Consider the following 13,689-nt stretch of genomic DNA (forward strand, 5'->3'; position numbering starts at 1 on the left):
GCAGCCCGGAGGACCAGCGTGAACTTGCTGCTTGCCGAGGTGGCCCAGGCCACCCAGCGGCTGGCCGCCGCCGGCGTGCCCTCACCGCGTTTCGACGCGGAGGAGCTCGCGGCCTTCGTGCACGGCGTCAAGCGGGGGGAACTGCACCACGTCAAGGACGCGGACTTCGACGCCCGCTACTGGGAGGCCGTCGCCCGCCGCGAGGCCCGCGAGCCGCTCCAGCACATCACCGGCCGGGCCTTCTTCCGGTACCTGGAGCTCCAGGTAGGCCCCGGGGTGTTCGTGCCCCGGCCCGAGACCGAGTCGGTCGTGGACTGGGCCATACACGCCGTCCGCGCCATGGACGTGGTCGAGCCCCTGATCGTGGACCTGTGCACCGGTTCCGGCGCCATCGCGCTCGCCATGGCCCAGGAGGTGCCGCGCTCGCGCGTGCACGCCGTGGAGCTGTCCGAGGACGCCCTGCGCTGGACCCGCAAGAACGCCGAGGGCTCCCGGGTCACCGTCCACCAGGGCGACGCGCTCACCGCGCTGCCCGAGCTGGACGGTCAGGTCGACCTGGTCATCTCCAACCCGCCGTACATCCCGCTCACCGAGTGGGAGTACGTGGCCCCCGAGGCCCGCGACCACGACCCCGAGATGGCGCTCTTCTCCGGCGAGGACGGCCTCGACACCATCCGCGGCATCGAGCGCACCGCCCACCGGCTGCTGCGTCCCGGCGGCATCGTCGTGATCGAGCACGCCGACACGCAGGGCGGCCAGGTGCCGTGGATCTTCGCCGACGAACGGGGCTGGGCCGACGCCGCCGACCACCCCGACCTGAACAACCGTCCGCGCTTCGCGACCGCCCGCAAGGCCATGCCGTGACCCGCGCGACCGCTTTCCCCGCCACCACCCCGCCGCACGAGGAGAACCGCTGATGGCCCGGCGATACGACTGCAACGACGCGACGGACCGCAAGACGGGTCTGCGTGAAGCGGCCTCCGCAGTGCGCCGCGGAGAGCTCGTCGTGCTGCCCACCGACACCCTGTACGGGATCGGCGCGGACGCCTTCAGCCCGGAGGCGGTCGGCGACCTGCTCGCCGCCAAGGGACGCGGCCGCAACATGCCCACCCCCGTCCTCATCGGCTCCCCGAACACCCTGCACGGTCTCGTCACGGACTTCTCCGAGCAGGCGTGGGAGCTCGTCGACGCCTTCTGGCCGGGCGGGCTCACCCTGGTCGCCAGGCACCAGCCGTCGCTGGCGTGGGACCTGGGGGAGACCCGCGGGACCGTGGCGGTGCGGATGCCCCTGCACCCCGTCGCGATCGAGCTGCTGACCGAGGTCGGCCCGATGGCCGTGTCCTCCGCGAACCTCTCCGGGCACCCCGCGCCGGCGGACTGCGACGCGGCCCGCGAGATGCTCGGCGACTCCGTCTCCGTGTACCTGGACGGCGGTCCCACGCCGAGCACCGAGCCGTCGTCGATCGTCGACGTCACCGGGAAGGTTCCCGTACTGCTGCGCGAGGGCGCGCTGACCGCGGAACAGCTGCGGGAGGTCGTACCCGACCTCGAGGTGGCTCCGTGAGCCCTGAGGGGCGTGGCATAGCGAGTCGGTCCTTCCGCATACTCCACGTCAGCACCGGCAACGTGTGCCGCTCGCCCATCACCGAGCGGCTGACGCGGCACGCGCTGGCCCACCGGCTGGGCGCCCTCGGCCTCCCGGCCGGGGACCTCATCGTGGAGAGCGCGGGCACCTGGGGCCACGAGGGCGCCCCGATGGAGGCCAACGCGGCCGCCGTCCTCGCCGACTTCGGTGCCGACGCGTCCGGGTTCACCGGGCGGGAACTGCTGGACGAGCACGTCATACGCGCCGACCTGGTGCTCACCGCCACCCGCGACCACCGGGCGCAGGTGATCTCCATGGGCCACTCGGCGGGCCTGCGCACCTTCACGCTGAAGGAGTTCACCCGGCTGGTACGGGCGATAGACCCGGCCACGCTGCCGCCGCTGGACGACGGCATGGCGGAGCGGGCGCGGGCGCTGGTACGGGCCGCCGCGGCGCTGCGCGGCTGGCTGCTGGCGCCGTCCGCCGACGCCGACGAGGTGTACGACCCGTACGGCTCGCCGATCACCTTCTTCCGGTCGATCGGCGACGAGATCAACCAGGCGCTGGACCCGGTGGTCACGGCCCTGACGGGCGTCACCTCCTCCCGCTGAGCCCCGCCGCGGCCGGGCGGCGGGCGCGCGGGGCGGGTCCGGCCTACAGTGGCTGGTACCGGTACACCCACGCGCGGGAGTCGTGCCATGACTGTCACCACCCAGCAGGCGGCGGACCTCCTGCGGCAGCAGGACCCGCAGATGGCCGACATCCTCGAAGGGGAGCGGCAGCGGCAGGCGACCACCTTGCAGATGAGCGCCGCCGAGAACTTCACCTCGCCCGCCGTGCTCGCGGCGCTGGGCTCCGCGCTCTCCAACAAGTACGCCGAGGGGTATCCGGGCGCCCGCTACCACGGGGGCTGCGCGTACGCGGACCTCGCCGAGCGGACCGCCGTGGAGCGGGCCAGGGCGCTCTTCGGGGCCGAGCACGCCAACGTCCAGCCGCATTCCGGTTCCGCCGCCGTACTGGCCGCCTACGCGGCGCTGCTGCGGCCCGGGGACACCGTCCTGGCCATGGGACTGGAGCACGGCGGCCACCTCACGCACGGATCTCCCGCCAACTTCTCCGGCCGCTGGTTCGACTTCGTCGGGTACGGGGTCGACGCGGAGACCGGGCTCGTCGACTACGAGCAGGTGCAGCGGCTGGCCCGTACGCACCGGCCCAAGGCCATCGTGTGCGGGTCGATCTGCTACCCCCGCCACCTCGAGTACTCGGCGTTCCGCGAGATCGCCGACGAGGTCGGGGCCCATCTGATCGCCGACGCCTCGCACCCCATCGGGCTCGTCGCCGGCGGGGCGGCGCCCAGCCCCGTCCCGTACGCGGACCTGGTCTGCGCGACCACCCACAAGGTGCTCCGCGGCCCGCGCGGCGGAATGGTCCTGTGCGGCGCGGAGTTCGCGGAGCGCGTCGACCGGGCGGTGTTCCCCTTCACCCAGGGCGGCGCCCAGATGCACACCATCGCCGCCAAGGCCGTGGCCTTCGGCGAGGCGGCCGCCTCCGCCTTCGGCCGGTACGCGCACCGGGTCGTCGCCAACGCCCGCGCCCTGGCCGCCGCCCTGGAGCGGCACGGGTTCGCCGTGACGACCGGCGGTACGGACACCCACCTGGTCAGCGCGGATCCCGCCGGGCTCGGCGTCGACGGGCCGACGGCGCGGGGCCGCCTGGCCGCCGCGGGGATCGTCCTGGACACCTGCGCGCTGCCGTACGGGGACCAGCGCGGCATCCGCCTGGGTACCGCGGCGGTGACCACGCAGGGGATGGGGGAGCCGGAGATGGCCGTGATCGCGGACCTGTTCGCGGCCGCGCTGCGCGGGGAAGCGGCGGCGACGCGTGCCGACGTGGCCGAGCTGACCAGTGGATTTCCCCCGTACGGGGCGTAACCGGGACGAGTATGGCGTAGTGCAACCGGAACGGGGCCCCCGCGCGTCCTCGTCCGTGGTGACATCGCGGCTAATGTGTGGGGCTGAGATGGCCGGCGATACTTCTGGGGCAGCCAGTGCGTGAATACCTGCTGACGCTTTGCGTCACGGTCGCGGTGACCTACCTGCTGACCGGGCCCGTGCGGAAGTTCGCGATCGCGGCCGGCGCGATGCCGGAGATCCGCGCGCGCGACGTGCACCGGGAGCCGACCCCGCGGCTCGGCGGGATCGCGATGTTCGGCGGCATGTGCGCGGGGCTGCTGATCGCCGACCACCTGCAGAACCTCAACGGGGTCTTCGAGCGGTCCAACGAGCCCAGGGCCCTGCTCTCGGGTGCGGCGCTGATCTGGCTGATCGGCGTCCTGGACGACAAGTTCGAACTCGACGCGCTGATCAAGCTGGGCGCCCAGATGATCGCCGCGGGCGTGATGGTCATGCAGGGCCTGACCATCCTGTGGATTCCGGTTCCGGGCATCGGCACCGTGGCGCTCACCCAGTGGCAGGGCACCCTGCTCACCGTGGCGCTGGTGGTGATCACGATCAACGCGGTGAATTTCGTCGACGGCCTCGACGGTCTCGCGGCGGGCATGGTCTGCATCGCCACGTGCGCGTTCTTCCTCTACGCCTACCGGATCTGGTTCGGTTACGGCATCGAGTCCGCCGCTCCCGCGACCCTGTTCGCGGCGATCCTGATGGGCATGTGCCTGGGTTTCCTGCCGCACAACATGCACCCGGCGCGGATCTTCATGGGGGATTCCGGCTCGATGCTGATCGGGCTGGTGCTGGCCGCCTCGGCCATCTCGATCACGGGGCAGGTCGACCCCGACACGATGGCCCTTTTCGTCGGCGGTGAGCGGAACGCGACCCACGCGATGCTGCCGGTCTTCATTCCGCTGCTGCTGCCGCTGACCATCATCGCCATTCCGATGGCCGACCTCGTCCTGGCCATCGTCCGGCGCACCTGGAACGGCCAGTCCCCCTTCGCCGCGGACCGGGGCCACCTGCACCACCGGCTGCTGGAACTCGGGCATTCCCACAGCCGCGCCGTACTCATCATGTATTTCTGGTCGGGCCTGATCGCATTCGGCACGGTGGCCTATTCGGTGCATTCGGCCTCGATGTGGATCGTCCTCTCCCTCGCCGCGCTGAGCGCGCTGGGACTCGTGCTCCTCCTCATGCCGCGCTTCACCCCGCGCGCGCCGCGCTGGGCCGAAGGCCTGGTCCCGCCGCGCTACCGGCACGCCGAGCGGGCAGCGGAGGCGGCCGTGCGGGACGACGAGGGCCTGGAGCCGGTGCCGGCACGGCCCGTCGTGGCGGGGGTGTCGGGCGTCAACGGCGCGACCGCCGTAGGCCCCCGTTCGCGCCTCCCCGACCGGCGTAAGGCCGGATCGGCTCGCTGACGGCGCGGCCGCATATCCGACATGGGCGCCCTTTACCAGACAATGAGCCGCCTTGTCCTGCACACACGGGCGGGTTAGCCCTCATGTGTGACAGTCAGCACACCAGGCAGGTAAAGCTCTCATCAAATAGTTTGTGATACCGTTCACTAAACCCGGTGACAGAGCCGAAGGACCGTAGTGCGACGGTCCATTGGCCCGAGGCTCTCGCTCGGACCGGGCTTACGCTCGTCCCCGTACGAGTTCCCGTACGAGTCCGTGCCCCCACCACCACGCGGAGCAAACCGCCATGCGGTCAGATGACGTCCGATCCCTCCTGCAAACCGCCGTACCCACCGCTCTCGCCGGCGCCGTCGCGGCCGTGATCAGCGGTCTGGTCGTCGGGGGCAAGGGCGCCGTCGGGTCCGTCGTCGCGACCGCGGTCGTGATCCTGTTCATGGGACTCGGATTCGTCGTCCTGCAGCGCACGGCGAAATCCCTGCCGCACCTGTTCCAGGCCATGGGCCTCATGCTCTACGCCGCGCAGATCCTGCTGCTCTTCGTCTTTCTCGCCGTGTTCAAGAACACGACGCTGTTCCACCCCCGCGCGTTCGCCATCACGCTCGTCGCCGCCACCCTGGTGTGGATCGGCGCGCAGACGCGTGCTCACATGAAGGCGAAGATCCTGTACGTCGAGCCGGACTCGACGAAGGGTGAAAAGCCCGAGAACCCGGGGTCGAAGCCGTGAGGGGTAGGGCCGGGATAAGTGTGCGTTCGAGATGCTGCTATCGTCCGGTTCCAACTGCGGCACTGCGGGCGCGGGCATCTGAGCTGACGCCTGTTCCATCGCGAGGCTCGATGCCTGACTGCCGCCCCCACATCCGTTACACCAGTCCAGTGCCGAACCGCGGCCGCGCGCCGCGCCGACACAACGAGGTTGCCGTACCTATGCGCCACGCTGAAGGAGCCCGCGGTGAGTGCTGACCCGACGCAGGTCCTCGCCTTCGAGACCGACTGTCACATCTTCGACGGATGTGGATTCCCCGGCCCGGGCCTGCACTCGTTCCTCTTCGAGCCGCTGTGGGGCGAAGCCGGCAGCAATGCCTACTTCAACAAGCCGATGCTGCTGGCCCTCCTGGGCTCCGTCATCATCGTGGCCTTCTTCTGGGCCGCCTTCGGCAAGGCGAAGATCGTTCCCGGCAAGCTCCAGATGGTCGGCGAGGCGGGCTACGACTTCGTGCGCCGCGGCATCGTCTACGAGACGCTGGGCAAGAAGGAGGGCGAGAAGTACGTCCCCTTCATGGTCAGCCTGTTCTTCTTCGTCTGGATCCTGAACGTCTGGTCGATCGTCCCGGTGGCGCAGTTCCCCGTGACCTCGATCATCGCGTACCCGGCCGTCCTCGCGCTGATCGTCTACGTGATCTGGATGTCGGTCACCTTCAAGCGCCACGGCTTCGTCGGCGGCCTGAAGAACCTCACCGGCTACGACAAGAGCCTGGGCGGCGTCCTTCCGCTCATCATGGTCATCGAGTTCTTCTCGAACGTCCTGGTGCGCCCGTTCACCCACGCGGTCCGACTCTTCGCGAACATGTTCGCCGGTCACACCCTGCTGCTGCTCTTCACGATCGCCAGCTGGTACCTGCTGAACGGCATCGGCATCGCCTACGCCGGTGTGTCGTTCGTGATGGTGATCGTGATGACCGCCTTCGAGCTCTTCATCCAGGCCGTCCAGGCGTACGTCTTCGTCCTCCTGGCCTGCAGCTTCATCCAGGGCGCGCTCGCCGAGCACCACTGAGCCAGGCCCGCCCCCGCTCAGCCCCCCGTATTCGTCCGGTGGCCAACCCCCACCGGTCCGTGAAAGAGAAGGAAGAACTGGCATGTCCCAGACCCTTGCCGCCGTCACCGGCTCCCTCAGCTCCGTTGGTTACGGTCTCGCGGCCATCGGCCCCGGCGTCGGCGTCGGCATCATCTTCGGTAACGGCACGCAGGCCCTCGCCCGCCAGCCCGAGGCGGCCGGCCTGATCCGCGCCAACCAGATCCTCGGCTTCGCCTTCTGTGAGGCGCTCGCCCTGATCGGTCTGGTCATGCCGTTCGTCTACCCGAGCTCCTGATCCTCGGTCTCGACGAACAGCCCACTAGACGAAAGGCACTGATGTGAACCTCATGGTTCTCGCGGCTGAGATGGAAAACCCTCTCATCCCGCCGATCCCCGAGCTCGTCATCGGTCTGATCGCCTTCGTCATCGTCTTCGGCTTCCTCGCGAAGAAGCTCCTCCCGAACATCAACAAGGTTCTGGACGAGCGCCGCGAGCAGATCGAGGGCGGTATCGAGAAGGCCGAAGCCGCTCAGACCGAGGCCCAGAGCGTGCTGGAGCAGTACAAGGCCCAGCTCGCCGAAGCCCGGCACGAGGCCGCGCGCCTGCGCCAGGACGCGCTGGAGCAGGGCACTGCGCTCAAGGAAGAACTGCGCGCAGAGGGCCAGCGGCAGCGTGAGGAGATCATCGCTGCCGGTCACGCCCAGATCGCGGCAGACCGCAAGGCCGCCGCTCAGGCGCTGCGTCAGGACGTGGGCAAGCTCGCCACCGACCTGGCCGGCAAGCTCGTCGGCGAGTCCCTCGAGGACGCCGCCCGCCAGAGCCGCACCATCGACCGCTTCCTCAGCGAGCTTGAGGAGAAGGCCGAGGCGGCCCGATGAACGGAGCGAGCCGCGAGGCGCTGGCCTCCGCGCGCGAGCGTCTCGACGCGCTGACGGACAACACGTCCGTCGACGCGGCGAAGCTCGCCGGTGAGCTGGCAGCCGTCACCGCGCTGCTCGACCGTGAGGTCTCGCTGCGTCGGGTCATCACGGACCCGGCGCAGTCCGGCGAGGCCAAGGCCGAGCTCGTCGGCCGGCTGCTGTCCGGCCAGGTGGGCGGGGAGACCCTCGACCTGGTGTCCGGCATGGCGCGCTCCCGCTGGTCGCAGTCCCGCGACCTGGTGGACGCGCTGGAGGAGCTGGCGGCCACCGCCGACCTCACGGCGGCCCAGCAGGGCAACGGGCTCGACAACGTCGAGGACGAGATCTTCCGCTTCGGCCGGATCGTCTCCTCGAGCACCGAGCTGCGTTCCGCGCTGACCGACCGCGCCGCCACCGGCACCGCCAAGAGCGAGCTGCTGCGCGGCCTGCTCGGCGGCAAGGTGAACGCCGTCACCGAGCGTCTGGTCATCCGTCTCGTCACGCACCCGCGTGGACGTAGCCTGGAAGCGGGACTCGAGTCCCTTTCCAAGCTCGCCGCCGAGCGCCGTGACCGCATGGTCGCCACCGTGACCAGCGCGGTTCCGCTCAGCGACGTGCAGAAGCAGCGTCTCGGCGCGGTGCTGGCCAAGCTGTACGGCCGCCAGATGCACCTGAACCTCGACGTGGACCCCGCGGTCCTCGGCGGGATCTCGGTGCGGGTCGGCGACGAGGTCATCGACGGCACCATCGCGGACCGCCTCGCCGAGGCGTCGCGCCGCATGGCCGGCTGACCAGCCGCCACCACACAGATACAAAGCATTCCTAGCGGCCCGGTTGGGCCGTGCAGAACTTGCAGAAGATTCCTGGGGGTCACCCCCAGACCCCTAAGAAGCTTCAGGCCCAACAAGGAGAGCAGGGAACCCAGATGGCGGAGCTCACGATCCGGCCGGAGGAGATCCGGGACGCACTGGAGACCTTTGTCCAGTCGTACCAGCCGGACGCGGCCTCGCGCGAGGAGGTCGGAACGGTCAGCGTTGCCGGCGACGGCATCGCGAAGGTGGAGGGTCTGCCCTCCGCCATGGCGAACGAGCTGCTGAAGTTCGAGGACGGCACCCTCGGTCTCGCCCTCAACCTCGAGGAGCGCGAGATCGGTGCGATCGTCCTCGGCGAATTCAGCGGCATCGAGGAGGGCCAGCCGGTGCAGCGCACCGGTGAGGTCCTCTCCGTAGGCGTCGGCGAGGGCTACCTCGGCCGCGTGGTCGACCCGCTCGGCAACCCGATCGACGGTCTCGGCGAGATCGCGACCGAAGGCCGCCGCGCCCTCGAGCTGCAGGCCCCGGGCGTCATGGTCCGTAAGTCGGTGCACGAGCCCATGCAGACCGGCTACAAGGCCGTCGACGCGATGGTGCCGATCGGCCGCGGCCAGCGTCAGCTGATCATCGGCGACCGCCAGACCGGCAAGACCGCCCTGGCCGTCGACACGATCATCAACCAGCGTGACAACTGGCGCTCCGGCGACGTGAACAAGCAGGTCCGCTGCATCTACGTCGCCATCGGCCAGAAGGGCTCGACCATCGCGTCCGTTCGCGGCGCCCTGGAAGAGGCCGGCGCGCTCGAGTACACGACGATCGTCGCCGCCCCGGCGTCCGACCCGGCCGGCTTCAAGTACCTGGCGCCGTACACCGGTTCCGCCATCGGCCAGCACTGGATGTACGCCGGCAAGCACGTCCTGATCATCTTCGACGACCTGTCGAAGCAGGCCGACGCCTACCGCGCCGTGTCGCTGCTGCTGCGCCGCCCGCCGGGCCGCGAGGCCTACCCGGGTGACGTCTTCTACCTGCACTCCCGTCTGCTGGAGCGCTGCGCGAAGCTCTCCGACGACATGGGCGCCGGCTCGATGACCGGTCTGCCGATCGTCGAGACCAAGGCCAACGACGTCTCGGCGTTCATCCCGACCAACGTCATCTCCATCACCGACGGCCAGTGCTTCCTGGAGTCCGACCTGTTCAACGCGGGCCAGCGCCCGGCGCTGAACGTCGGCATCTCGGTCTCCCGCGTCGGTGGTTCCGCGCAGCACAAGGCCATGAAGCAGGTTTCCGGCCGTCTGCGCGTCGACCTCGCCCAGTACCGCGAGCTGGAGGCGTTCGCCGCCTTCGGTTCCGACCTGGACGCCGCGTCGAAGGCCTCGCTGGAGCGCGGCAAGCGCATGGTCGAGCTGCTGAAGCAGGGCCAGTACCAGCCGATGCCCGTCGAGGAGCAGGTCGTCTCCGTCTGGGCCGGCACCACCGGCAAGATGGACGACGTCCCGGTCAACGACATCCGTCGCTTCGAGTCGGAGCTGCTGGAGCACCTGCGCCGCGAGCGCAAGGACCTCCTCACCTCCATCGCCGAGGGCGGCAAGATGTCGGACGACACCCTGACGTCGATCGCCGACGCCATCGCCGCCTTCAAGCGCCAGTTCGAGACCTCGGACGGCAAGCTCCTGGGCGAGGACGCGCCGGCCGTCAACGTCTCCAAGTGACGACGGAAGGGACCTGACTCATGGGAGCGCAGCTCCGGGTCTACAAGCGTCGCATCCGTGCCGTCACGGCGACCAAGAAGATCACCAAGGCGATGGAGATGATCGCCGCCTCGCGCATCGTCAAGGCGCAGCGCAAGGTGGCGGCATCGATGCCGTACGCGACCGAGCTCACCCGCGCGGTGACCGCGGTGGCGACCGGTTCGAACACCAAGCACGCCCTGACCACCGAGGTCGAGGCGCCGACCCGCGCCGCGGTCCTGCTCATCACGAGCGACCGCGGTCTGGCCGGCGGCTACTCCTCGAACGCCATCAAGCAGGCAGACCGGCTCACCGAGCGGCTGCGGGCGGAGGGCAAGGAGGTCGACAGCTACATCGTCGGCCGCAAGGGTGTCGCCTACTACGGCTTCCGTGAGCGCAAGGTCACGGACTCGTGGACCGGCTTCACCGACAGCCCGGCCTACGCCGACGCCAAGCGCGTCGCGGCGCCGCTGATCGAGGCCATCCAGACGGAAACGGCCGACGGCGGCGTCGACGAGCTGCACATCGTCTACACGGAGTTCGTGTCGATGATGACGCAGAACGCGGTGGACGGCCGGATGCTGCCGCTCAGCCTCGACCAGGCTGCGGAGGAGAGCGGTACGAAGGGCGAGATCCTTCCGCTGTTCGACTTCGAGCCGTCGGCGGAGGACGTCCTCGACGCCCTTCTGCCGCGCTACGTCGAGAGCCGCATCTACAACGCACTGCTGCAGTCGGCCGCTTCCGAGCACGCCGCCCGCCGCCGCGCGATGAAGTCGGCGACCGACAACGCCGGAGACCTCATCAAGAGCCTCTCCCGGCTTGCCAACGCGGCCCGCCAGGCCGAAATCACCCAGGAAATCAGCGAGATCGTCGGTGGCGCGAGCGCCATGGCCGACGCGACCGCGGGGAGTGACAAGTAATGACGACCACTGTTGAGACGGCCGCCGCCACGGGCCGCGTCGCCCGGGTCATCGGCCCGGTCGTCGACGTGGAGTTCCCCGTCGACGCGATGCCCGAGATCTACAACGCCCTCAAGGTCCAGGTCGCCGACCCGGCCGAGGACGGCAAGCTCAAGACCCTGACCCTCGAGGTCGCGCAGCACCTGGGTGACGGCCTCGTCCGCACCATCTCGATGCAGCCGACCGACGGCCTGGTCCGCCAGGCCCCGGTGACCGACACGGGCGAGGGCATCACCGTCCCCGTCGGTGACTTCACCAAGGGCAAGGTCTTCAACACCCTGGGTGAGGTGCTCAACTACCCGGAGGCGAACGCCGAGGTCACCGAGCGCTGGCCGATCCACCGCAAGGCCCCGAGCTTCGACGAGCTCGAGTCGAAGACCGAGATGTTCGAGACCGGCGTCAAGGTCATCGACCTCCTCACCCCGTACGTCAAGGGTGGAAAGATCGGTCTGTTCGGTGGTGCCGGTGTCGGCAAGACCGTTCTGATCCAGGAAATGATCTACCGCGTCGCCAACAACCACGACGGTGTGTCGGTGTTCGCGGGTGTCGGTGAGCGTACCCGTGAGGGCAACGACCTCATCGAGGAGATGGGCGACTCCGGCGTCATCGACAAGACGGCGCTCGTCTTCGGCCAGATGGACGAGCCCCCGGGCACCCGTCTGCGCGTCGCCCTGGCCGGTCTGACCATGGCGGAGTACTTCCGCGATGTGCAGAAGCAGGACGTGCTCTTCTTCATCGACAACATCTTCCGGTACACCCAGGCCGGTTCCGAGGTGTCGACCCTGCTCGGCCGCATGCCCTCCGCGGTGGGTTACCAGCCGAACCTGGCCGACGAGATGGGTCTCCTCCAGGAGCGCATCACCTCGACCCGCGGTCACTCGATCACCTCGATGCAGGCGATCTACGTCCCCGCGGACGACCTGACCGACCCGGCGCCGGCGACCACCTTCGCCCACCTCGACGCGACGACGGTTCTCTCCCGTCCGATCTCCGAGAAGGGCATCTACCCGGCCGTCGACCCGCTGGACTCCACGTCCCGCATCCTGGACCCCCGCTACATCGCGGCGGACCACTACGCGGCCGCCATGCGCGTCAAGGGGATCCTCCAGAAGTACAAGGACCTCCAGGACATCATCGCGATCCTCGGTATCGACGAGCTGGGCGAGGAGGACAAGCTCGTCGTCCACCGTGCCCGTCGCGTCGAGCGCTTCCTGTCGCAGAACACCCACGTCGCCAAGCAGTTCACCGGCGTGGACGGTTCGGACGTTCCGCTCGACGAGTCGATCACCGCGTTCAACGCGATCTGCGACGGTGAGTACGACCACTTCCCCGAGCAGGCGTTCTTCATGTGCGGTGGCATCGAGGACCTGAAGGCCAACGCCAAGGAGCTGGGCGTCTCCTGATCCGGCGCGCTCCGCGAGGAGCGCTCCCGGTTCGCAGTCCCCAGGGAGAGGGGCGGGTGTCCCGTCCCTCTCCCCACGCCCATTAGAATTTGACCCAACACCCGGCTGACCCGCCGGGTGGTGACCCGAGGAGCCACCTTGGCTGCTGAGCTGCACGTCGAGCTGGTCGCGGCGGACCGCAATGTATGGTCCGGCGAGGCCACCCTGGTCGTCGCCCGCACCACGTCCGGCGACATCGGCGTCATGCCCGGTCACCAGCCGCTTCTCGGTGTGCTGGAATCGGGCCCGGTGACCATCCGTACCAGCGAGGGCGGCACTGTCGTCGCCGCGGTGCACGGCGGATTCATCTCGTTCGCGGACAACAAGCTGTCCCTGCTGGCCGAGATCGCCGAGCTCGCGGACGAGATCGACGTCCAGCGGGCGGAGCGGGCACTGGAGCGCGCGAAGTCGGAGGCCGACGCGGCCGCCGAACGTCGCGCCGATGTCCGGCTGCGCGCGGTCGCGGGGCACTGAGCCCCGTACCGAACAGTTTGATACCTCAGCCGCGGTCAGGTCCGGAATTTTCCGGACCGGGTCGCGGCTGAGGCGATGTACGTACTTTTGTTTGTGCGGTTTTCGATGAGCGAGGAGGTCGGTGAAGATGCTCCTCGCTCTGCTTGTGAGCGGCCTGGTCGTAGCCCTGGTGGTGATCGGGCTGTTCGTGTTCGGGTTGCGCCGCAGACTCATCCAGCGGTCCGGCGGGACCTTCGACTGCAGCCTGCGCTGGGGCGTGACCGACGAGCCGGACGTCTCCGGCAAGGGGTGGGTCTACGGGGTCGCCCGCTACAGCGGTGACCGGATCGAGTGGTTCCGCGTCTTCTCGTACTCCCCGCGCCCGCGCCGGCTGCTGGAGCGGTCCTCCATCGAGGTCCTCGCGCGCCGCGCGCCCGAGGGCGAGGAGGAGCTGGCCCTGCTGTCCGACGCCGTCGTGCTCGGCTGTTCCCACCGGGGGACGCGCCTGGAGCTGGCGATGAGCGAGGACGCGCTGACCGGTTTCCTGGCGTGGCTGGAGGCCGCGCCGCCCGGGCAGCGGGTGAACGTCGCCTGAGGCGGGCGGGCCACCGCCCGCGGGACGTGGAGAAGCCGGGGAGGCGGGGGACGGT

15 protein-coding genes are annotated in these 13,689 nt (G+C 69.5%); all 15 read left to right on the forward strand.

The features are described 5' to 3' along the window. Positions 1 to 18: 18 nt before the first annotated feature. The 15 genes from prmC to ACZ514_RS08280 all read left to right on the forward strand — a co-directional run bounded on the left by prmC (position 19) and on the right by ACZ514_RS08280 (position 13,634). Positions 19 to 864, forward strand: a complete 846-nt coding sequence (gene prmC, locus ACZ514_RS08210) for a peptide chain release factor N(5)-glutamine methyltransferase (RefSeq protein ID WP_007266582.1) — start codon at positions 19 to 21, stop codon at positions 862 to 864. Between the two features lie 52 nt (positions 865 to 916). Continuing rightward, positions 917 to 1,564, forward strand: coding sequence for an L-threonylcarbamoyladenylate synthase (locus ACZ514_RS08215; RefSeq protein WP_388939723.1), 648 nt, complete (start codon positions 917 to 919; stop codon positions 1,562 to 1,564). Next, a complete protein-coding gene (locus ACZ514_RS08220) occupies positions 1,561 to 2,196 on the forward strand; it encodes an arsenate reductase/protein-tyrosine-phosphatase family protein (RefSeq protein WP_468166273.1) in 636 nt (211 codons plus the stop codon). Before ACZ514_RS08215 ends, ACZ514_RS08220 begins: the two co-directional genes overlap by 4 nt. 87 nt (positions 2,197 to 2,283) lie before the next feature. Then, complete coding sequence (locus ACZ514_RS08225) at positions 2,284 to 3,516, forward strand: serine hydroxymethyltransferase (RefSeq protein ID WP_469124370.1); 1,233 nt, start codon at positions 2,284 to 2,286, stop codon at positions 3,514 to 3,516. 104 nt (positions 3,517 to 3,620) lie between these two features. Further along, the gene (locus ACZ514_RS08230) at positions 3,621 to 4,955 is read left to right on the forward strand and encodes an MraY family glycosyltransferase (protein WP_468166809.1); all 1,335 of its coding nucleotides are present in this window, start codon (positions 3,621 to 3,623) and stop codon (positions 4,953 to 4,955) included. A gap of 286 nt (positions 4,956 to 5,241) precedes the next feature. Beyond that, entirely contained in the window at positions 5,242 to 5,679 is a 438-nt protein-coding gene (locus ACZ514_RS08235; protein WP_468166277.1) for a hypothetical protein, read from the forward strand. Positions 5,680 to 5,889: 210 nt separating this feature from the next. Beyond that, the gene (gene atpB / locus ACZ514_RS08240) at positions 5,890 to 6,726 is read left to right on the forward strand and encodes a F0F1 ATP synthase subunit A (RefSeq protein ID WP_468166811.1); all 837 of its coding nucleotides are present in this window, start codon (positions 5,890 to 5,892) and stop codon (positions 6,724 to 6,726) included. Positions 6,727 to 6,808: 82 nt separating this feature from the next. Then, entirely contained in the window at positions 6,809 to 7,042 is a 234-nt protein-coding gene (gene atpE / locus ACZ514_RS08245) for an ATP synthase F0 subunit C (protein WP_007266589.1), read from the forward strand. A gap of 52 nt (positions 7,043 to 7,094) precedes the next feature. Then, on the forward strand, positions 7,095 to 7,625 hold the full coding sequence (locus tag ACZ514_RS08250) for a F0F1 ATP synthase subunit B (protein ID WP_362471677.1): 531 nt from the start codon (positions 7,095 to 7,097) through the stop codon (positions 7,623 to 7,625). Beyond that, on the forward strand, positions 7,622 to 8,437 hold the full coding sequence (locus ACZ514_RS08255) for a F0F1 ATP synthase subunit delta (protein ID WP_467887607.1): 816 nt from the start codon (positions 7,622 to 7,624) through the stop codon (positions 8,435 to 8,437). Before ACZ514_RS08250 ends, ACZ514_RS08255 begins: the two co-directional genes overlap by 4 nt. A gap of 134 nt (positions 8,438 to 8,571) precedes the next feature. Continuing rightward, positions 8,572 to 10,167 (forward strand): F0F1 ATP synthase subunit alpha, encoded by a 1,596-nt coding sequence (atpA, locus tag ACZ514_RS08260; RefSeq protein ID WP_388939734.1) that lies wholly within the window; start codon positions 8,572 to 8,574, stop codon positions 10,165 to 10,167. A gap of 20 nt (positions 10,168 to 10,187) precedes the next feature. Further along, entirely contained in the window at positions 10,188 to 11,105 is a 918-nt protein-coding gene (locus ACZ514_RS08265) for a F0F1 ATP synthase subunit gamma (RefSeq protein WP_468166279.1), read from the forward strand. Further along, a complete protein-coding gene (gene atpD / locus ACZ514_RS08270; protein WP_101390156.1) occupies positions 11,105 to 12,547 on the forward strand; it encodes a F0F1 ATP synthase subunit beta in 1,443 nt (480 codons plus the stop codon). The genes ACZ514_RS08265 and atpD overlap by 1 nt, the downstream gene beginning before the upstream one ends. Positions 12,548 to 12,685: 138 nt before the next feature. After that, a complete protein-coding gene (locus ACZ514_RS08275) occupies positions 12,686 to 13,060 on the forward strand; it encodes a F0F1 ATP synthase subunit epsilon (protein ID WP_007266595.1) in 375 nt (124 codons plus the stop codon). 127 nt (positions 13,061 to 13,187) lie between these two features. Further along, a complete protein-coding gene (locus ACZ514_RS08280) occupies positions 13,188 to 13,634 on the forward strand; it encodes a DUF2550 domain-containing protein (RefSeq protein WP_467290514.1) in 447 nt (148 codons plus the stop codon). Positions 13,635 to 13,689 lie beyond the last annotated feature (55 nt).

Source organism: Streptomyces sp. NPDC034086, from assembly GCF_055575515.1.

Coding starts and splice junctions, on each gene's coding strand:
- ACZ514_RS08215 (WP_388939723.1), top strand. CDS start 917: ATGGCCCGGCGATACGACTGCAACGACGCGACGGACCGCAAGACGGGT.
- ACZ514_RS08225 (WP_469124370.1), top strand. CDS start 2,284: ATGACTGTCACCACCCAGCAGGCGGCGGACCTCCTGCGGCAGCAGGAC.
- ACZ514_RS08235 (WP_468166277.1), top strand. CDS start 5,242: ATGCGGTCAGATGACGTCCGATCCCTCCTGCAAACCGCCGTACCCACC.
- atpE (WP_007266589.1), top strand. CDS start 6,809: ATGTCCCAGACCCTTGCCGCCGTCACCGGCTCCCTCAGCTCCGTTGGT.
- ACZ514_RS08250 (WP_362471677.1), top strand. CDS start 7,095: ATGGTTCTCGCGGCTGAGATGGAAAACCCTCTCATCCCGCCGATCCCC.
- ACZ514_RS08255 (WP_467887607.1), top strand. CDS start 7,622: ATGAACGGAGCGAGCCGCGAGGCGCTGGCCTCCGCGCGCGAGCGTCTC.
- atpA (WP_388939734.1), top strand. CDS start 8,572: ATGGCGGAGCTCACGATCCGGCCGGAGGAGATCCGGGACGCACTGGAG.
- ACZ514_RS08265 (WP_468166279.1), top strand. CDS start 10,188: ATGGGAGCGCAGCTCCGGGTCTACAAGCGTCGCATCCGTGCCGTCACG.
- atpD (WP_101390156.1), top strand. CDS start 11,105: ATGACGACCACTGTTGAGACGGCCGCCGCCACGGGCCGCGTCGCCCGG.
- ACZ514_RS08280 (WP_467290514.1), top strand. CDS start 13,188: ATGCTCCTCGCTCTGCTTGTGAGCGGCCTGGTCGTAGCCCTGGTGGTG.